Source organism: Aeromonas sp. 603757 (genome assembly GCF_049171255.1).
In the GTDB taxonomy this organism is placed as follows: domain Bacteria; phylum Pseudomonadota; class Gammaproteobacteria; order Enterobacterales; family Aeromonadaceae; genus Aeromonas; species Aeromonas veronii_A.
In genome coordinates this window covers 13,806-33,051 of record NZ_JAAKOE010000030.1, presented here as the reverse complement: position 1 = coordinate 33,051, position 19,246 = coordinate 13,806, and the positions used below count along the sequence as shown (strand labels likewise).

16 protein-coding genes are annotated in these 19,246 nt (G+C 60.8%); 9 read left to right on the top strand and 7 right to left on the bottom strand.

Annotated features, from left to right (window positions below; translation table 11 throughout):
• Positions 1 to 150: 150 nt before the first annotated feature.
• Entirely contained in the window at positions 151 to 1,362 is a 1,212-nt protein-coding gene (gene fabB / locus G5332_RS19940; RefSeq protein WP_421173183.1) for a beta-ketoacyl-ACP synthase I, read from the bottom strand.
• A gap of 90 nt (positions 1,363 to 1,452) precedes the next feature.
• Between fabB and mnmC the strand changes: the two genes are divergently transcribed.
• Positions 1,453 to 3,471: a bifunctional tRNA (5-methylaminomethyl-2-thiouridine)(34)-methyltransferase MnmD/FAD-dependent 5-carboxymethylaminomethyl-2-thiouridine(34) oxidoreductase MnmC gene (mnmC, locus tag G5332_RS19935; protein WP_421173184.1), complete on the top strand. Its 2,019-nt coding sequence runs from the start codon at positions 1,453 to 1,455 to the stop codon at positions 3,469 to 3,471.
• 108 nt (positions 3,472 to 3,579) lie between these two features.
• Here the strand turns inward: mnmC and G5332_RS19930 are convergent, their stop codons facing one another.
• Together G5332_RS19930 and G5332_RS19925 are read right to left on the bottom strand one after the other, a co-directional pair.
• Positions 3,580 to 4,176 carry a DUF922 domain-containing protein gene (locus G5332_RS19930; RefSeq protein WP_216953506.1) on the bottom strand — a complete coding sequence of 199 codons (597 nt, stop codon included), beginning with the start codon at positions 4,174 to 4,176 and terminating at the stop codon, positions 3,580 to 3,582.
• 183 nt (positions 4,177 to 4,359) lie between these two features.
• On the bottom strand, positions 4,360 to 4,824 hold the full coding sequence (locus G5332_RS19925; protein ID WP_421173185.1) for a hypothetical protein: 465 nt from the start codon (positions 4,822 to 4,824) through the stop codon (positions 4,360 to 4,362).
• A gap of 195 nt (positions 4,825 to 5,019) precedes the next feature.
• Here G5332_RS19925 and dcuC point away from each other — a divergent pair, with 195 nt between their 5' ends.
• From dcuC to G5332_RS19900, 5 genes are all read left to right on the top strand, one after another.
• Positions 5,020 to 6,372, top strand: coding sequence for an anaerobic C4-dicarboxylate transporter DcuC (gene dcuC, locus G5332_RS19920; RefSeq protein ID WP_421249971.1), 1,353 nt, complete (start codon positions 5,020 to 5,022; stop codon positions 6,370 to 6,372).
• 90 nt (positions 6,373 to 6,462) lie between these two features.
• On the top strand, positions 6,463 to 8,109 hold the full coding sequence (locus G5332_RS19915) for a bifunctional metallophosphatase/5'-nucleotidase (protein ID WP_216978863.1): 1,647 nt from the start codon (positions 6,463 to 6,465) through the stop codon (positions 8,107 to 8,109).
• 193 nt (positions 8,110 to 8,302) lie between these two features.
• On the top strand, positions 8,303 to 9,946 hold the full coding sequence (locus tag G5332_RS19910; protein WP_421223797.1) for a hypothetical protein: 1,644 nt from the start codon (positions 8,303 to 8,305) through the stop codon (positions 9,944 to 9,946).
• Positions 9,947 to 10,090: 144 nt separating this feature from the next.
• Positions 10,091 to 10,594 carry a M48 family metallopeptidase gene (locus G5332_RS19905; protein WP_005333421.1) on the top strand — a complete coding sequence of 168 codons (504 nt, stop codon included), beginning with the start codon at positions 10,091 to 10,093 and terminating at the stop codon, positions 10,592 to 10,594.
• A gap of 26 nt (positions 10,595 to 10,620) precedes the next feature.
• The gene (locus G5332_RS19900; protein ID WP_421223796.1) at positions 10,621 to 11,484 is read left to right on the top strand and encodes a DUF2927 domain-containing protein; all 864 of its coding nucleotides are present in this window, start codon (positions 10,621 to 10,623) and stop codon (positions 11,482 to 11,484) included.
• 172 nt (positions 11,485 to 11,656) lie between these two features.
• On the opposite strand, the gene G5332_RS19895 is transcribed toward G5332_RS19900, so the two are convergent.
• Positions 11,657 to 11,908: a DinI family protein gene (locus G5332_RS19895; protein ID WP_129503940.1), complete on the bottom strand. Its 252-nt coding sequence runs from the start codon at positions 11,906 to 11,908 to the stop codon at positions 11,657 to 11,659.
• A 74-nt stretch (positions 11,909 to 11,982) separates the two neighbouring features.
• Entirely contained in the window at positions 11,983 to 14,409 is a 2,427-nt protein-coding gene (locus G5332_RS19890) for a DNA polymerase II (RefSeq protein WP_421249972.1), read from the bottom strand.
• Between the two features lie 166 nt (positions 14,410 to 14,575).
• Here G5332_RS19890 and G5332_RS19885 point away from each other — a divergent pair, with 166 nt between their 5' ends.
• The 3 genes from G5332_RS19885 (at position 14,576) to G5332_RS19875 (ending at position 16,858) form a co-directional block, all read left to right on the top strand.
• Positions 14,576 to 15,067 carry a prolyl-tRNA synthetase associated domain-containing protein gene (locus G5332_RS19885; RefSeq protein WP_216978868.1) on the top strand — a complete coding sequence of 164 codons (492 nt, stop codon included), beginning with the start codon at positions 14,576 to 14,578 and terminating at the stop codon, positions 15,065 to 15,067.
• A gap of 208 nt (positions 15,068 to 15,275) precedes the next feature.
• Positions 15,276 to 16,514, top strand: a complete 1,239-nt coding sequence (locus G5332_RS19880) for a GGDEF domain-containing protein (RefSeq protein ID WP_421311573.1) — start codon at positions 15,276 to 15,278, stop codon at positions 16,512 to 16,514.
• Positions 16,514 to 16,858 (top strand): hypothetical protein, encoded by a 345-nt coding sequence (locus G5332_RS19875; protein ID WP_421207272.1) that lies wholly within the window; start codon positions 16,514 to 16,516, stop codon positions 16,856 to 16,858. The genes G5332_RS19880 and G5332_RS19875 overlap by 1 nt, the downstream gene beginning before the upstream one ends.
• A gap of 241 nt (positions 16,859 to 17,099) precedes the next feature.
• Here the strand turns inward: G5332_RS19875 and G5332_RS19870 are convergent, their stop codons facing one another.
• Entirely contained in the window at positions 17,100 to 17,960 is an 861-nt protein-coding gene (locus tag G5332_RS19870) for a PA4780 family RIO1-like protein kinase (protein WP_216978870.1), read from the bottom strand.
• A gap of 195 nt (positions 17,961 to 18,155) precedes the next feature.
• Positions 18,156 to 19,151: a lauroyl-Kdo(2)-lipid IV(A) myristoyltransferase gene (locus G5332_RS19865; RefSeq protein ID WP_216978871.1), complete on the bottom strand. Its 996-nt coding sequence runs from the start codon at positions 19,149 to 19,151 to the stop codon at positions 18,156 to 18,158.
• Positions 19,152 to 19,246: the final 95 nt, after the last annotated feature.

Genomic DNA, 19,246 nt, shown 5'->3' with positions numbered 1-19,246 from the left:
GCTCTGCTCTGCTCTGCTCTGCTCTGCTCTGCTCTGCTCTGCTCTGCTCTGCTCTGCTCTGCTCTGCTCTGCTCTGCTCTGCAATGAGTGATGGCAGATCACGGAAACAAAAAAAGCGCCCTGAGGCGCTTTTTTCATATCAACCGGATATCAGCCTTTGAACTTGCTGAACACCAGGGAGGCGTTGGTACCGCCAAAGCCGAAGCTGTTGGACATGACGGTGTTGAGCTCGGCCGCTTCGTACTCGCGCACGATGGGCAGACCTTCAGCCTTCTCGTCCAGAGTCTCGATGTTGATGCTGGGGGCGATAAAGCCGTGTTCCATCATCAGCAGGGAGTAGACAGCCTCGTGCACGCCCGCAGCGCCCAGCGCATGGCCGGTCATCGCCTTGGTGGCAGAGATCTTGGGACCGTTGGCGCCAAACAGGGTCTGGATAGCTTCCAGCTCTTTGGTATCACCCACCGGAGTGGAGGTACCGTGGGTGTTGATGTAATCAACCTTGCCCACACCCTGCATCGCCATATTCATGCAACGCACCGCGCCTTCACCGCTCGGCGCGACCATGTCATATCCATCGGAGGTAGCACCGTAACCGGTCAGCTCGGCATAGATGTGAGCGCCACGGGCCAGCGCATGTTCCAGCTCTTCGATCACCAGAATGCCGCCGCCACCGGAGATAACGAAACCGTCGCGGTTCGCATCATAGGTACGGGACGCTTTTTCCGGCGTGTCGTTGTACTTGGTGGAGAGGGCACCCATGGCGTCAAACTGGATGGTAGAGGACCAGTCCAGCTCTTCACCGCCACCGGCGAAGACCACATCCTGTTTGCCAAGCTGGATCAGCTCAAGCGCGTGACCGATGCAGTGAGCAGAGGTGGCGCAAGCTGAGCTGATGGAGTAGTTGACACCCTTGATCTGGAACGGGGTCGCCAGGCAAGCAGAGGTGGTGGAAGACATGGTGCGCGGCACCATGTAAGGGCCCACACGCTTGACCCCTTTCTCGCGGGCGATGTCCACAGATTCCGAGGTGTTCTTGCCGGAGGCACCACCTGAACCGACCACCAGGCCGGTACGCTCGTTGGAGACCTGATCTTCCGCCAGACCGGCATCTTCAATGGCCTGCTGCATGGAGAGGTAGGCGTAGGCCGCAGCGTCGCCCATGAAACGCATGACTTTACGGTCGATCAGTTCAGACGGATCGAGTTTGATGTTACCCCAGACACGGCTGCGCAGGTTGTGCTGCTCGAACTGCTCGGAATAGGTGATGCCGGATTTACCTGCTTTCAGGGAGGCCAGCACTTCTTCCTTGTTGTTGCCGATACTGGAGATGACGCCGATACCGGTGATCACTGCTCTTCTCATTAATTCATCTCGTCTGGAAAAACTGGCGCCAAGTCTACCCGCTTTCGGCTGCCAAACTGGTCTGCTTTCACGTAGAATGCCCGCGATTTTGTGACGCGAGCCGAGGAAAACGTGAGTCAAACATCCTTACATCATGCCCGATTGGACTGGAATGAAGCGGGAACTCCTGTCTCCAGTGACTTCGGGGATGTGTACTTTTCCAATGATAACGGTCTAGGTGAAACCCGCTACGTCTTTTTGCAGCAAAACCGGCTGCCTGCGCGATTTTCGCACCACGATAGTGACAGTTTCGTGATAGGTGAAACAGGTTTCGGCACAGGCCTTAACTTTCTGGCGACAATGCAAGCCTTCCTGGAACAGGCGCCTCAATCCGGCAACGGCTCCCGTCTGCACTTCATCAGTTTCGAGAAATACCCCCTGACCCGGGACGATCTGCGCAAAGCGCTGGCTGCCTGGCCTGAACTTGGCCACTTGAGTCAGGATCTTATCGCCCAATGGCCGCTGCCGGTCTCCGGTTGCCACCGCCTGCATTTTGCGGGCGGCCGCATTCGCCTCGATCTCTGGTTTGGCGACATCAAGGATATGCTGCCGCTGGTACCGCACCGGGCAGAGGGGCTGGTGGATGCCTGGTATCTGGATGGTTTCTCCCCGGCCAAAAACCCGGAAATGTGGACACAGGAGCTGTTTGACGGTCTCGCGCGCCTCGCCCGTCCCGATTGCTCCATCGCCACCTTTACCTGTGCCGGCTTCGTGCGCCGCGGCCTGATTGCAGCGGGCTTTGCCATGAAGAAGGTGAAAGGGCACGGTAGCAAGCGGGAGATGCTGGTGGGGGATCGCACCGACAAGCAGCCGCAGCAAACCATAGTCCCCTGGTATGCCCGTCCTGCCGGACGCGCTGGCGAGGTAGTGATCATCGGCGGCGGCATCGCCTCGGCCATGACGGCGCTCTCTCTGGTGGAGCGGGGTCGCAAGGTGACGTTGCTGTGTGCAGATGGCGAACCGGCCACCGGCGCCTCGGGCAACCGCCAAGGGGCCCTCTATCCACTGCTTAACGGCGAGCACGATGCCCTGTCGCGCTTCTATTCCCTCGCCTTTGGCTATGCCCGCCAACGGCTGCTGGCGTTGGCCGAACGCCACCCCATCGCTTTTGCACTGTGCGGGGTAACCCAGCTCGGTTATGACGACAAATCGGCAGCCAAGCTGGCCAAGATGAGTCAGGGCCCCTTCCCGTCCGAACTGATGCAACCTCTATCGACAGCGGAAGTAGAACAAGTAGTCGGCCTGCCCTGCGGCCACAGCGGCGTCAGTTATCCGCTGGGAGGCTGGCTCTGTCCGGCCGATCTCACCCGAGCCGCCCTGAATGAGGCGCAAGCCAGCGGCCTGCTTGAGGTGGTGTTCAACACCGAGGTGGTTGCCATTGCCGAGCAGACAGATGCTTGGCACATAGAGAGCCAGGACGGCCGCCACTGGCAGGCCCCCAATCTGGTGGTCGCCGCCGGTCACCAGTTGCCAGCACTGCTCCCCTTTGCCGAGCTGCCGCTCTATCCGGTGCGCGGTCAGGTTAGCCATGTGCCGACCACGGCCAGCTTGCGTCAGCTCAAGACCGTGCTCTGCTACGATGGCTACCTCACACCCATGCACAACGATCAACACTGCATCGGCGCCAGTTATGGCCGTAACCAGAGCAGCCTTGAGTTTCGTGCCGAGGAGCAAATCCAGAATCAGGTGCGGTTGCAAGCCTGCCTGCCGGAGCAAACCTGGCCCGCCGAGGTGGATGTGAGTGGCAACGAGGCGCGCGTAGGGGTGCGTTGCGCCAGTCGGGATCACCTTCCGGTGGTGGGGCCAGTGGCCAGATTGCAAGGTCTGGCGGATCACTATGCGCAGCTGCAGCATGATCAGCACAACGCCCAGCCGCTCCCCCTTCACCCCGGCCTCTATGTGCTGGGGGCGCTCGGTTCGCGGGGTCTCTGCTCGGCGCCACTTTGTGGCGAGCTGCTCGCCAGCGAGATCTGCGGCGAGCCCCTGCCGCTGGCCGCCGATCTGCTGGAAGCGCTCCACCCGGCCCGCTACTGGGTACGCAAGCTGCTCAAGGGCAAAGCTCTGGTCTAAACCGGACTCTGCAAACAAATAGAATGGCCGCTCATCGGGCGGCCATTCTATTTATCAAATCATTCGATATAGAGGCGTGTTGGCAGGATATCGGACCCTCTATAGCGCTCACTTGGGCCAATGCACCCCGAGCTGTTCGCCGTAACCCGTCTGACGCTGGAAATCGTCTACCCGTGCCTTAACCTTGTTCAATTCGCCACTGCCCGCAGCCCAGGCGGCATAGCGCAACGCCTGGCAATCTGCATGGCCTGGTAGTGCCGCAATCGCCCCGCCCACCTGATTTCCGCCTTGCAGCACCATCTCTTTGAAACGGGATTCATAGTCAAACATGCTGGAGAGCAGCCGACCCCAGCGCTGGCGAGCAGGGTCACTCCCCTCCGAACTCTGACGCCAGCGGGGCAACAATACAGTGGCATGAGTCGTTACCGTTACCCGTTTGAGCTGGCAACGCCCCGGCAACTGGTCGGTTTCCAGCTGCCAGTCCACCTGATAACTCGCCTTGCCGAGCACAGGCTTGCCATTCACCTTGGGGGCACTCTGAGCAATGGCGCGTGCCAGTTGATCTGGCTGGGCAGCACTTACCTCATAAAAACGGACATTGATGCGGGACTCTGGCACCACTTGCGGCCGGCTCGGCTGAGCCTGACTCATCAGGGGCAACAGCAACAGCACGCTCCCCACTACTCCATAAACCTTGCTGACCATGCCAGACTACCTTCCTTGATTGCACGGGCGGAGTACCAACCTTGGTGAAACCCACCGCCACACAGATGACGGGTATAGCCTATGTGTGACCAAGAGGCGGCGCAATACAATGATGAGCCCAGAAATCAGAGCAAGCTCACAGGTTGCGTGAGCAAAGTATGGCACAAGGATGAAACTGTATTTTTATTGAGCAGGACGACTGATGCGCTGCCAGTCGAGGTGATAGTTTTTCACATTGATGTCATGACCATCTATCTGAATGAAATGATCATTTTTAAGACGGTTGGCAAAAAAGTCCTGATCTGCCCCCTCATTGAGCCACAGCTCGCAAAGTCCCCGTTTTCCCTCTTTGGCATAAAATCTCGGGGTGACCAGCAACGCGACCCCATCTACCCGGATGGCATGACGGGCCAGACAGTTTGCTTCGGTGGTTTTGGATGCCAGCGCGGCAAAACGGGCTTTGTTCCCCTCGGCAACCACCAGTACGCCGTAAGAGTGAGGAGCCATGAGACGCCGCATGGCGACCGCCTGATGAGGACCGGTTTGATGAAAACCGTCATTGGTTACCGCAAACACGCAAGTAGGTGAAAATAGCATCGCGAGCAGGAAAAGAGAGCGTTTAATGCCTGAAAAATCACCAATCACCATATAAAAGCCTCAAAAGACAACCAAGGCTGGCAAGGGTAGGTAGCCAAACCCGCTGGGTAAAGTACCTTTACCTTTTTTTAATTCTGTTCATGGGGTTAAACGTTGATTTAGCTCACACAACATCCTGTTTCCAGTCGCCACTCTACCCCTATCGGAATAGACTCCTTCCACTCTCATCCAATCAGAAGGCAACATATGCTGGAACTCATTGTTGGCACCCTGGTCACCCTGGTGGTGGGCCGTGCCATTTTCAAAGGATACTCCGCAACCGGGGTGCTGCTGAGCGGCGGCTTGCTGCTGCTGGTCATCACCGCCATGATGGGCAAGCCGGTATTGCCGAGCAAGGTGGTCAGCACCGGTTATCTCGCAACCGATATCTTCGAATACGTCCGCTTCCTGCTCAATGATCGTGGCGGTGGACTGGGGATGCTGATCATGGTGCTCTGTGGCTTCGCCGGCTACATGAGCCATATCGGCGCCAACACCATTCTGGTCAAGCTGGCCAGCAAACCGCTCGGCATCATCAAATCCCCCTATATCCTGCTGGTGGCTGCCTATCTGGTGGCCTGCGCCATGTCGCTGGCGGTGAGCTCCGCTACCGGCCTCGGCGTGCTGCTGATGGCCACCCTGTTCCCGCTGATGGTCAACATGGGGATCTCCCGTGGCGCGGCTGCGGCCGTGTGCGCCTCGCCAGCCGCTATCATTCTGGCACCGACCTCAGGGGACGTGGTGATGGCTGCTCAGGCCGCCAACATGCCGCTGCTGGATTTTGCCTTCAAGCTGACCCTGCCCATCTCGCTGGTGGCGATCGCCTGCATGGCGGTGACCCACTTCTTCTGGCAGCGCTACCTTGATCAAAAATCCGGTGAGCACAACGAGCCGGTCGCCCCGGGTGATCTGGTGACGACTGCGCCTGCCTTTTACGCCATCCTGCCCTTTACCCCCATCATCGGAGTGCTGGTGTTTGACGGCAAATGGGGTCCGCAGCTGGATATCGTCACCATCATCGTCATGTGCATGGTGCTGGCCAGCCTGCTGGAGCTGGTGCGGATCCGAAATGGCAAGGAGCTGCTGGACGGTCTGCAGGTCTGCTGGCGCAACATGGCTGATGCCTTTGCCGGTGTGGTCATGCTGCTGGTCGGTGCTGGCGTCTTCGCCCAGGGTCTGATGACCATCGGCTTTATCGACACCCTGCTTGCTCACGCGCAGGATCTCGGTTCCGGCGGCCTGATCATGATGCTGTCACTGGTGGTGATCACCACCCTGGCCGCCTTCACCACCGGCTCGGGCAATGCCCCCTTCTACGCCTTCGTGGAGTTGATCCCCAACCTGGCCAGCAGCCTTGGCATCAACCCGGCCTATCTGGTGATCCCGATGCTGCAAGCCTCCAACCTGGGTCGCACCATTTCTCCGGTCTCCGGGGTGGTGGTCGCCTGTGCGGGGATGGGCAAGCTCTCGCCGTTCGAGGTGGTCAAGCGCACCAGTATGCCGGTCGCCGTCGGCCTGCTGGTGGTGATCGTCGCCACCCAGATCATGGTACCCGCCTGATCGCTGACCAGCCCGGCACCCTGCCGGGCTGGTATCCTCCCCCTCCTTTGCAGTAGACTCGGTGCTCATTTTCCCCTAAGGAGGACCGAGATGAGTATTACGGTTCAACTTGCCCATTTCAGTGATTGCCACTCCCACTTCGATGGCGCGCCCATGAGCTTCTCCCCTATCGGTGAAGGCCAGTGGCGCACCCAGTGCGGCGGTTATGCCCGGATCCTGACCCGACTGACCCAACTGCGTGCAAAAGCCGCAGCTGCCGGCCAGCGTTTTCTGTTTCTGCACGGTGGCGACTCCTTTCAGGGCTCGCTCTATTTCAACCGCTTCAAAGGGCGCGCCAACGCCGACCTGCTCGCCATGCTGGCCCCCGATGCCATGGTACTTGGCAACCATGAGTTCGATCTGGGCAACGGCCCGCTGGTGGAGTTCTTGCGCCAGCTCGATTTTCCGGTGCTGGCCGCCAATCTGGATAACAGTCAGGAGCCTGCCGACACGCCGCTGGGGCTGTGGGATATTCCCCATCTCTACGACGCCCATCAGCCCTGGCATCGTCAGATGATCGACGGGGTTCCCTTTGCGCTGCTCGGCATCACCCTCGCCCAGATGGCTGCCATCGCCAACCCGGATCCCCACACCCGTTTCCACGCGGTCGCCGACACCCTCACCAGGGTGTTGCAGGAGATCAAGCGCGAAGGGATCCAGCATATCGTGCTGCTGAGCCACCTCGGGCTGGATCAGGACAAGCTGCTGGCCGAGCGCTTCCCCGAGCTCAGCCTCATCATCGGCGGCCATACCCATAGCCTGCTCGGCGATCTCGCGCCGCTGGGTCTGCCAAGCGAAGGCAGTTATCCGCTGATGAACAACGGGGTGGCTATTTTGCACGCTGGCCACAGCGCCCTCTGCCTCGGTGTCTGCGAGCTCACCTTCGATGAGGCGGGCCGCGTCGTGCAGAGTCAGGGGCAGCTGGAGTGGCTCCCCTGGCAGCCCTGGCCATTTGCCTCCACCCCACCCGCCGGGCTCACCTTCTGCGAGCCGGATGCACAGCTTGAAAAACATCTGGCCAAACGCTATCGGCCTGAGATTGAAACCATGAGCCAGCGCATCGTCACCCGACTGGCGGCGCCACTGCCCCATCAGCGGCTGCCGGATGCCACCCTGCCGCACGGCAGCCAGCTCGCCCCGCTGGTGGCCCGCGCCATGCTGACCGCTGCCCGTGAACAGGTAGGCGAGGTGGACTTTGCCCTGCACAATGCTGGCGGCGTGCGCTGCTCGCTGGAGCCGGGCCCCCTGAGCGAAGCGGATATCGCCGGTCGCCTGCTGCCGTTTGCCATTCCCCTCACCCTCTATCGGGTGCACGGTCACGAGTTGGCGGAGGCGCTGGAGAATGCCATCGACAACGCCACCAACAACGGCGTGGTCGGCAATGGCAACGGCAGCTTCCCCTACACCGCAGGGGTGCGATTCACCTATCAGGCCGATCGGCCCAAGGGCCAGCGCATCACCCGACTGGAGTGGGAAGCCGCCCCCGGCCAGTGGCAAGCGGTCAATGCCGCACAGGTCTATCGCGGGGTGTCGAGCGCCTATACCGCCTCCGGCAAGGAGGGTTACACCGCACTGGCGCGCACCCTGACCCAGCACAATCAGGAGCTCGGCATCACCTTGGCCGACGCTTTTATCCGCTGGGCCCGTCACCTGCCGACACTGGAAGCGCAGCCCCCCCTGCTTGAGTACATCCATTGATGCAGAGGGGGAATGGCTGGCTTCGCCACATCCCCCTGACGGCCAATATTGCCGCAGCCAGCGCCCGGTTCCCTGCAAGAACCGGGCTTTTTCGAGAATATTTGCCCCACACGGGCCTGCCCCATTGCATCGCACTCACTAGCTCGGCAAGATAGGCCCGCTTTCAAGACCAGCTGCAGGAACAGGCGACTTCATGAATCACTCCATCCGTTTCACTCCCCCTCGCGTCAACCCGGGTATCAAGCCAGCCATTGTGCTGCTGACCGCCTTGCTGGCGCTGCTCTTCTGTCTGCGCAACCCGCTCTTCCACGCCATGGCGCCGGGGTTTGATGCCTCGCTGTTCGCGGTGATGGGCAAGATGTGGAGCGAAGGGGGGGTGCTCTATCGCGACATGATCGACATCAAGGGGCCGATGATCTTCGCTCTCGACGCACTGGGCTATCGAATGGGGGGATTTGTCGGGATCTGGACACTGGAGTGGGTGCTCTGCTGGCTCGGATTGCTGGCCAGCTGGCAGGCCTTTGCCCAGCTCGGACTCTCGTTCAAGGCGCGCCTTGGCGCCATGCTGGCGGTGCTGGCTCTCTACGGCACCCGTTACTACTACGGCAACATGACTGAGGACTGGACCTTCCACCTCGCCCTCATCGCCCAGTGGGCCTTCATCACCCTGCTGCTGGACAAGGGATTTCGCTGGTGGCCGGCGCTGGTGGCGGCCCTCACCTTCGCCATCGTCGCCTGGATGCGCACCAACAACGGCGCCTTCTGGGGAGCCTGGTATCTGGTGCTGTTCTGCCACTGGTGTCTGCATGAGAAGTGGCGTGATGCCATCTTGCTGCTCATCTCCAGCCTGCTGGGGCTGGCGCTGATTGGCGGCCCGCTTTACGCCTACTTCCAGCAGCATGATCTGCTGGCGGCCTTCAAATACTACGCCTTCGACATTTTCTTCGAAGGGAGCTACGGCAATGGCTTCTCCCCCATGGTGGGCGCCGTCGGCCTGCTGCGCACCGGCCTTGTGATGCTGCTGCCCGCCTTCATCATTCTGATGCTGAGCCGCCGTCAGGAGTGGTATCTGCCCGCCCTGCTGGCAACCCTGTTTGGGGTGCTGTTTACCCTGATCGCCAACTCGGTCTCCGGCCATGTGTTCGATCACTACGACGTGCTCTATCTGCAACTGGCAGTGCTGCCGCTGGCGGTATTGCTGGATCGCAGCGAACAGCAGGCAGATGCCATCGGGCTGCTCTGCATCTCGCTGGTGGTGCTCACCGCCAGCTGGCTGCTGGCCCAGCAGCTCGGTTTTGGCTGGAGCACCAAGGAGTGGTCCCTCGAGCGGGTCAACGAGGTGCTCGGCACCAGCCTGCTGTGGGCGCTGCCGGTGCTGATCCTCATCCCCCTCTGGCGAGCCTGGGATGTGCGCAGTGCCACCCCCTGGCTGGCGACGCTGGCCATGCTGCTGCTGATGATCAACAACGCCTGGGAAGGGACCCTCAAGGGTCGCCCCTTCAATCCGGCGGCGCAGGTACGGGTCGATCGCATCAAGGCCGAGACAGTCCCGAGCGACAAGATCTGGGTCGATGGCATCCAGCCGCAATATTATCTCTGGACCGATCGCCAGCCAGCGTCCGCCTATCTCTTCTTTGCCAACGTCAATCCGCCCTATGACGTGCGCGAGCGGGTGCTGGCCGATATCCAGCGCCAGAATCCGAAGTTCATCATCGCCAAGCCGGATCGGGTGAGCGAGGAGCTGAAAAAGCCGAGCTCCCCTTCCCATCTCGCCTTTTATCAATACCTGACCAGCCACTACGAAGAGGTGGATCCGGGTCTCTATCGCCGACGCTGATCGTCAATACGCCCCGCAGGGCGGCCATTGTTGCAATGGCCGCCCTTTTTATTGCGCCAGATCGCCTTGCAGCGGCGGCCCGCAGTAGGCAAGCCCGCCCGAGATAACTACAATGACGCTCTTTTTGATGTAACGAGTGACACCATGGCGGAACTGACTTATCTGGGCGGCTATCCAGACCCCCTCAAGGCACAGGTACAGCAGCTGATTGCGGCGGGCAAGCTGGGGGAGATGCTGGCCAAACGCTATCCGGAAAGCCACCAGATCCAGAGCGACAAGGCGCTGCTTGCCTACACCATGGAGCTGAAGAACCGCTACCTCAAGAGCTCGGCGCCCCTGTCAAAGGTGGTGTTCGATGGCAAGATCAACGTGATCAAGGATGCCCTCGGCCTGCACACCTACGTCAGCCGGGTACAGGGCAGCAAGCTCAAGGCCAAGAACGAGATCCGCATCGCCGCCCTGTTCAAGGAGGCGCCGCCCCCGTTCCTGAAAATGATCGTGGTGCACGAGCTGGCCCATATCAAAGAGAAGGATCACAACAAGAGCTTCTACCAGCTCTGCCAGCACATGGAGCCCGACTATCATCAACTGGAGTTTGATCTCAGACTCTGGCTCACCTGGCGTGATATCGACAAGGCCAACCGCTAGGCTGACAACCGTTTCAGGGAGGAAACATGTCATTTGCCGCCATCCCCTTTGGTGCCACCCGCTTTATTGCCACTTTGGTAATGGCCAACTTGGGCTGCGCTGCCTATCCCCGCCGCGCGTCACGCGGGCTGCTGGCGCTGCTGCTTCTGCTCGCGGGCCACAGCGCCCTGGCCGATGAGCGCTGGCAGAGCGACAGCTATCTGGTCGAGAGCTTTATGGCCATCGCCATGGAGCGGGAGTATGGCGAAGCCAGGCAGACCCGTTTTGCCCGCTGGCAGCAGCCGATCCGGCTGCAACTTATCAACGAATCGGGTGACAAGCCGCTGCAGGCCGACGTAGTGAAGGTACAGGCGGCCCATCTGGCCCGCATCACCGGCCACCCCATCAGCATGGTGACCGCAAAGCCCAACCTCACCCTGATCATGACCGACTACAGCAAGATGAAGAGCTGGGCCAACCGCACCATGGGGGGGGATCCATCGGTCAAGATGGCGCTCAAGGAGGGGCTCTGCCTTGCCAACTTCGCAACCAATGCGAAACACGAGATCAGCCGTGCCACCATCATCATTCCGGTAGACTACAGCAGAGCCAAGGGGCGTTTTCTCGACTGCGTGGTGGAGGAGTTCACCCAGGTGATGGGTCTGCCCAACGACTCGGACAAGGTGTTTCCCTCCATCTTCAATGACAACAGCATCGACAGCTTTTTGACCGGGCTGGACTATGTGCTGCTCAAGATGGCCTATCACCCGGCCCTCAAAGCCGGAATGAGCAGTGCCGAGATCCGCGCCGCACTGCCCATTGCGCTGGCCGACCTGCGCGCCAAAGGGGAGATCCGCGAAGCCAACCGCCGGGTGCAGCAGCAGAGCCTGAAAAGCTGGGCGGGACTGTAACGGCATGGCTCAACCCAGAGCCAGACAAGCCACTGCGACTCACCACCAACAAAAAACGCAGCCACCTGGCTGCGTTTTTTGTTGTATGGGTATCAGCAGTGCATTAGCAGGCATGCCCGTTTATCCGCAGCCCATTTATCCACCGCCCAGAATTATCCACTGACCATGGGGATCAGGATGCGACGTTCTCTTCCGGCATCCAGCTGTCGGCGTTCTCCCACACCTCCTGCACCATAGCTTCGGCCAGCTCTTTGTCTTCCTTGCTGGCACGGCTGACGGTCAGGGCCATGGTACTGCCCGGCGCGACCCGCACATGGATGTCGGGAAATTTTTCGCCAAGCTGCTTGAGCAGCTCCTGACGCAGCGCCTCCATGGTCGAGGTCGGGATCTGATGTTTTCTGTCGATGATGATTTCAAGACGCATAGGAAACTTCTCCATGATTTATAACTGTATTTTTATCCAGTATTCATGGGAAGTAAAGTGCCAACTTGCACCAATCAGAAAAGATCCAGCTGCTGACCACAGATCCGGTCGAACGACTCGCCGATAAAGGGCAGGATGGCATCGGCAATGGGCCGCAACTGCTTGTCGATATAGTGCTCGTAATCGATGGCGCTGCGCCGGTACTCCAGCGGCTCGGGGCCATTGAGGGTCATCAGATAGGCGATGGCGCCCCGATGCTGATAGCGCTGGGGCAGCCCGCGGCGCAGGTTCTCCTCATCGGCCAGCCGCGCCGCACGCACATGGGGCGGCACATTCTTCTGATACTCTTCGAGCTTCTGGCGCAGCCGTTTGCGGTAGATAAGCAGATCGTCGTGACGACCGGCGCGGGTCTCATCCACCATGGTGCGCACATAGCCGCTGGGATCTTCATCGTGAAACACCAGCTCGTAGAGGCGGGTCTGAAACTGCTTGGCCAGCATGGTCCAGTCGGTGCGCACCGATTCGAGCCCCTTGAACACCAGCTGTTCACTCCCCTCACTGGCCTTGCCAACCAGCCCCGCATAGCGCTTCTTGCTGCCCTTCTCCAGCCCGCGGATGGTGGGCATCAGAAAGCGGCGATAGTGGGTCTCGTACTGGATCTCGAGATAACTCGGCAGGTCGAACTCTCGCCTGATCAGTGCAGCCCAGTTATCGTTGATCATTTGCGCCAGTCGCTGGCCAATCTCGTCCGCCTCATCCGGGCTGGTCTCGCGCCCCAGATGGACAAAAGTGGAGTCGGTGTCACCATAGATCACCTCGAACCCCTTCGCCTCAATCCACTCGCGGGTCTGCTGCATGATGCTGTGACCACGCAAGGTAATTGACGAGGCTAGGCGCGGATCATAGAAACGGCAGCCCCCCGACCCCAGCACCCCGTAGAAGGAGTTCATGATGATCTTGATGGCCTGGGAGAGTGCCTTGTTGCTGGCAGCCTTGGCTCTGTCCCTCGCCGCCCACAGGGTGGCGATGAGATCCGGCAAAAAGTGCCGCTCGCGGGAGAACATGGCGCCGCGAAAACCTAGAATGGCGTGGTCGGGGTGTTGCAACCCCTCGATGAGTCCCATGGGATCGATGCAGAAGGTGCGGATGATGCTGGGATAGAGGCTCTTGAAATCGAGCACCAGCACATGGCGATAGAGACCGGGTTTGGAGTCCATCACATAGCCGCCGGGGCTCGCCAGCCCACCGTCGGCCGGCAAATTGGGGGCCACGTAGCCGCCACGATGGAGCCGCGGCAGATAGAGGTTGGTAAAGGCCGCCACCGAGCCCCCTACTCTGTCCAGCTCAAGACCAGTGAGGGAGGCGCGCTCGATGGCAAAAGGGATGAGGTGGCAGTAGTCGAAGATCTCCCACACCAGCTTGCAATCTTCCAGGTTGTAGCGAGCCAGCGCCTCCTTGTCGGAGTGGAACAGCTCGGTGATCTTCTCCCCCCGATTGGCCACATCCTCGATATCCTTGCCACGGCCAAGCAGTTCGCTCGCCACCGCATCCAGGCTGTAGCTGGCAAACTGCCAGGTGGCGCTTTTCAGGGTATCGATGCCGTCGAGCACCATGCGCCCGGGAATGATGACGTTGCCGGTCTGGGGATCGCCCCGTGACGAGCGCCAGAAGCAGAGCTCACGACCCCGCCCGAGCCGCAGCCGCCGCTTGTTAAGCTCGGCGCGGCGCAGCAGCAGGCGAAAGTCAAAATTGACCACGTTCCAGCCAATCACCAGATCGGGGTCATGCTGGCTGAACCAGCTCTCCAGCGCACTCAGCAGGGCGCTCTCGTCCTCTACCCACTGGACCTGGGTGCCCCAGCTCTCAGCATCCGCCTCCGAGGTGCCGATCATGATGACCCGCGCATCCTGTTCGCTGTAAAGGCCGACCGAGAAGAGGGCACCGTCCATGGCGCACTCCACGTCGAGGGACACCCAGGAGAGGGTTGGCGTCACCGCCTGCGGCGCGCAGCGCGCCTCGTTGACCTCCCAGTAGCCCTGCTTGCCGCCCTTCTTCACCGCCCGGCCATCGAAACGCACACCAGCTGTGATGAAACGCTCCATCAGAAACCGCTCCGGCAGCCGGATATCCGCCTCAAAGTGCTCCAGCCCGCGAATAAGCAGCAGCTCGATGGCGCGGTGAAAGGCGCTCAGGGTGGCGAAATAGCAGCCCACCACAGGGCGACCGTCGAAGGTGTGCATTGGCAGGCGGCGAAACCGCCCGCTCACCCCGGCCCCCTTGAACAGCTCGGCGGCTTCTGCCATATGGCTCTGCGGCAGGAAGAACACCGGCTCCTGTCCCGGCACCACCACCCGTACCGGCCCCTGCGCGCTCCAGAGCCACATCACGATTTCGGTGGTGGCTGCCTGCCCGTTGCGGCCGCGCACGTCCCGACCGTGGCGGGTCAGGATAAAACCGTCGAGCGGCGGAGTGGCGGGTACGGTGGGCTGGGTTGCAGTCATGAAGCGTAAAGGGGCTGTCCGAGAATGGGACTATTGTACGTTCATACAGTGCCTGCTCGCAATCGTCACGCTGGCTGCGAGGCGGGGGTCAAACTGGTAAGCTCGATCCGGTCGTTATTCCCGCCCATCCCGTTCTGACCACTCTTCGCCGACAAAAGGAGTCTATGTGGCAATCTATTCCCTGCTGGATCAGCTGGCTATCCCCTACCAGCGCTTTGACCATCCCCCAGTGTTTACCTGTGAGGAGGCGAGCAAGTTGCTGCCCGACCTGCCCGCAGCCAAGACCAAGAACCTCTTTTTGCGCGATCCGAAAAGCGAGCGGCTGTTTCTGGTGGTGAGTCCGGAGGAGCGCCGGGTCGATCTCAAGGAGCTGGCGGTCATGCTCGGCGTCAAGCGGCTGAGCTTTGGCTCCCCCGAGCGGCTCGATGCGGTGCTCGGCCTTACCCCGGGCTCGGTGACCCTGCTCGCCATGGTGCGCGACAGGGAAAAAGCGGTAGAGCTGGTGGTGGACGAGGCCATCTGGCAGGCCGAACAGGTGCAGTGCCATCCGCTGGTCAACACCGCTACTCTGATCATCCGCCTCGACGATGTGCGCCGCCTGCTGGCCCACCTCGGTCGGGAGGCCAACGTCATGCGGCTGCCGGTCATTATTGACTGACCCAAGAGTGTGGGAAGCATAAACGCTCCGGCGTCATGCCCCGCCCCTGATTAATCGAGTCAGCAGCCCTCTTGTGGCGGTTGTTGCTGCGATCGTGCCCGGATCACTTGAACCATTGCTCAACGGCGCAATTCATGCTGTGATCCGGCCCAGTCACCCGGCCCTGAGGTCGCTGCGCCGTTCCCGGCAGGAAGAGCCCAAACCCTTGATGCAGAGTCTGTTTTCCTCGGCCCAGTTGCTGAGTCTGGTGCTGTTCGTCAGCCTGTCGCACATCGGGGTCGCGGCCATTTTCGCCTACCTGTGGCATACCCAGCGACAGCTGCGCTCCCTGCTCTACTGGTCGGCCAGCGAACTGGCCATCGCCGCCGCCTTTGGCTGCCTGCTGCTGCGACCCCTTACGGGAGAGATCTCCCTTGCCAATATCCTGCTTACCAATCTGCTGATCATCGCCACCCCGCTACTCTATGAGCGGGGGCTGCGCCACTTCTTCCGGCGCGAGGCCGACCGTTTCGGCTGGCTCTGCCCGCTCCTTGCCCTCGCCGGCTTCCTGCTATTCGCTGTCACCGCCACACAGCTACCGCAGGATGACATACACAGCCGGATCGTGGTGCTATCCGGGGCCATCTCGCTGCAAATGTGCCTGCTGCTGTGGCAGCTCTGGCGCTATCAGCGGTTGGCCCCCGCCTACCGGGTGCTGCGCTTTGCCATCTTGCTGCTTGCGCTGCAACTGGCCCTGCAACTGATCAGGATGGCCAAGCATCAGTGGTGGCCTGAGTCGGCTGCCTCCAGCCTGACCGATCCCCTGCTCGGCCCGGTGATCCTGCTCAGCCTGCTCTTTACCATTGCCCGCAGCTTCATTTTGCTGAGCCTGGTGCACACCCGTCAGCAGCAGGCGCTGCTCGCCACCCAGCGCGAGCTGGAGCGGCGCGCCAACCTGGATGCCCTGACCGGACTGGACAGCAGACACTATTTCGAACACCAGGTGGCCCTGCGTGCCCGCGAGATGGCTAGCCCCGGCCAGCTGCTGCTGATCGATCTGGACAACTTCAAGCAGATCAATGACCGCCACGGTCATCCCGCTGGCGACGCCATGCTGCGGGCGGTGGGACGGGTGATCCGGGAGAGCCTGCCGACGGCGGGGCTAGCCGGGCGCCTTGGCGGCGACGAGCTGGCGCTGCTGGTGATGGAGACTTCGCGAACGCTGCCGGCCTGCTGCCAGACCCTGCAGCAGCGGGTCGCAGACGCCACTCGGTCGCTGGCCGGTGGCCCCATCAGCCTCAGCATAGGGCTCACTTCGCTGCAGCAGGGCGAGAGCTTTGAGCAGGCCTATTCGCGCGCGGATCGGGCACTCTATGCCGCCAAACAGGCTGGCCGCCAGCGCGCCTGCATCCAGGAGCCACACCACAGCGAACCCTGGCCGCTGTGGCCTCTGGCCACCCAGACCTGATGCAACCCCTCATCGAGTGCCGGGCCGCTCGGCTGACCGACGCCCCCGCCTACCGCCGCTACGAGGCCGAATGTGGCGCCGCCGGGTTGCCGCTCTATCAGGTGGCGCAATTCGGCTCGACTCAGTGGCTGCAGGAGTTGCTCGCCCATGCCAATGGCCTGCATCTGCCGCCGGGCTACCTACCGACCACCACCTATTTTGCCCTCGAAGGGGAAGCGCTCCTCGCCACCTTGCGCCTGCGCCACGGCGACAAGCCAAGCCACCCACCAGTGGCTTGGCTATATCGATTACGAGACCATCCCACCCGCCGGGGTGAAGGTGCCGCCCGCATCCTGCTCGGTTGAGTGCAGCGCCATGTGCTCAGCGAACCTGTGCTCATCAGCTGTGACAAGACAAATCCCGCCTCGCTCAAGGTCATTGAAGCTGCAGATGGACAATGGCTGGATCGCCGCTATCATACCGGCGATCTCTGCTGGGTCCGGTTTTACCGGCTGGCCCCGGCCAAGAGGCCAGGGCTGTGCGGCAGACAATAAAAAAGAGCACCACTAGGCGCTCTTTTTCCATTGACCACGGCCACCAACAAGATCAGTAGCTGTCTTCCTCTTCGGCCTTCATCCTGGCCTGACGAGCCAGTGCCTCCTCCTGGGCGCTCTCGATCTCGTGCAATACAGAATCGAGATCCACCTGCTCGCGGCTCTCCTCGAACAAGCCGGTCAACTCGCTGTCGGGGGTCAGTTTGCCATCTTCATACAGGGCCCACATCTCCCGGGCGTAGCGGGTCTTGAGCAGCTCGGGGGCATACATGCCGTAGTAGTTGCGCATGTTGTTGACGTCCCGCTCCAGCATCGCCTTGGCCTGGTTGTTGGCGGCGGCATCCACCACCTGGGGCAGGTCGATAATGACGGGGCCCTGTTCATCCACCAGCACATTGAACTCGGAGAGATCGCCGTGGATAAGACCGGCGCAGAGCATCCTCACCACGTAACGGATCACCTTGGCATGGTCGATGACCGCCTGCTCGGGGGTAAGCGCCACATCGTTGAGGCGCGGCGCGACATTGCCATCCTCATCGGTGATAAGTTCCATCAAGAGGACGCCATCGAGGCAGACATAGGGCTGCGGCACCCGCACACCGGCCGCCGCCAGCTTGAACAGGGCGTCGACCTCGGTGTTCTGCCACACCTCTTCATGCTGTTTGCGGCCGTACTTGGAGCCCTTCTCCATGGCGCGAGCATCGCGACTGCCGCGCACCTTGCGGCCTTCCTGATAGACCACGGCCTGCTTGAAGCTGCGCTTGGACGCTTCTTTATAGACTTTGGCGCAGCGGATCTCGTCGCCGCAGCGCACCACATAGACGTCGGCCTCTTTGCCGCTCATCAGCCGGCTGATGACGTCATCGACCAGGCCGTCATCCACCAGGGGTTGGATTCGATTTGGAATTTTCATGGCCGCCCTTTTACCCTATTTCCGCTCTCGAAGATAGCTCCGCGCACGCTCACTTGCCTCTCCCTGTCATAAGACACCCTGTTATCCTCTGTTTGCGCTGTTTTTGTCCACCCGTTCGCCTTAAAAACCACCCGCAACAGACCAAATACGAAAGGCTCCTCTGCCAACAAAATTGGCCCGCATGCGGGCCAATTTTCAAGGTTCGGGCGGCAAGCCCTGACGAATACGCTGGATCCCCGCTTCATAGAGTCCGTCATCCCCCTCCTGATGCTCCAGGGTTTCAAAGATCTTGAGAAACCACATGTACTGCTCGGGATGGCGCGCCACCTGCATCTCCACCACCCGGTTCATGGCGTTGACGTCTGCCAGCAGATCGGCGGTGGGATAAGGGTCAAACGGCGGCTCGATCTCCAGCAGATAGCATCCCTCATCCTCGTCATAGCTGGCGAAGATGGGCACGGCTCTGGCACCAGTCAGTTTCACCAGCTTGGGCAACGCTGGCAGGGTTGCTTTGGGACGACCGAAGAAGGGAACAAACACGCTCGCCTCACGGCCGTGATCCTGATCCGGCAGATAAAAAAAACTGGCGCCAGCGCGGATCGACTTGATCGCCGGCTTGATACCGACACTGCGCTCATAGACCTTGCCCCCTTTGGCCCGCTCGCGGTTGATGTACCAGTCAAAAACCTGATCTTTCGGGCTCTTCATCATGGTGCACATCTCGATGCCCATCATGGAGAAGTAGCGGCCAATCATGTCGACCGCCCAGGTATGAGGCACCACCAGGATCACCGGACGGCCCGCAGCTTGCTCCGCTTGCACATGCTCCCAGCCGCTCACCTTGACGCGGCGGGTCAGGCGCGCCTTGCTGCGCCAACTGAGCTCGCCAAAGCCCATAAAGGTCTTGAGCCCGACCCGGATCGATTTGAGCAGCAGCGCCTGACGTGCGGCGGCATCCAGCGTTGGAAAGCAGATCTTGAGGTTGGTATCGGCAATATAGGCCTGCTTTTTCGAAAAACGCAGCAGGGTCGGTGAGACCAGATCGGCAAAGCGATCCCGCAACCTCGCAGGAGTAAATGCCAGCAGGGAGAGCAGGCCCAGTGCGAACCAGCTGCCCCACCATTTGGGATGCAGCAGGCGGCTATGAAATGAGGTATCAAATACCGGATCTAACGCAGACATGGCGACCATCAAGTCATCAAAAACAAGCGGTTATTGTAATTATCCTGACATTTTTTTCTACCCTGAGGAGGCTTGCTATCGACCTGCAAGGCACAGATCAGACT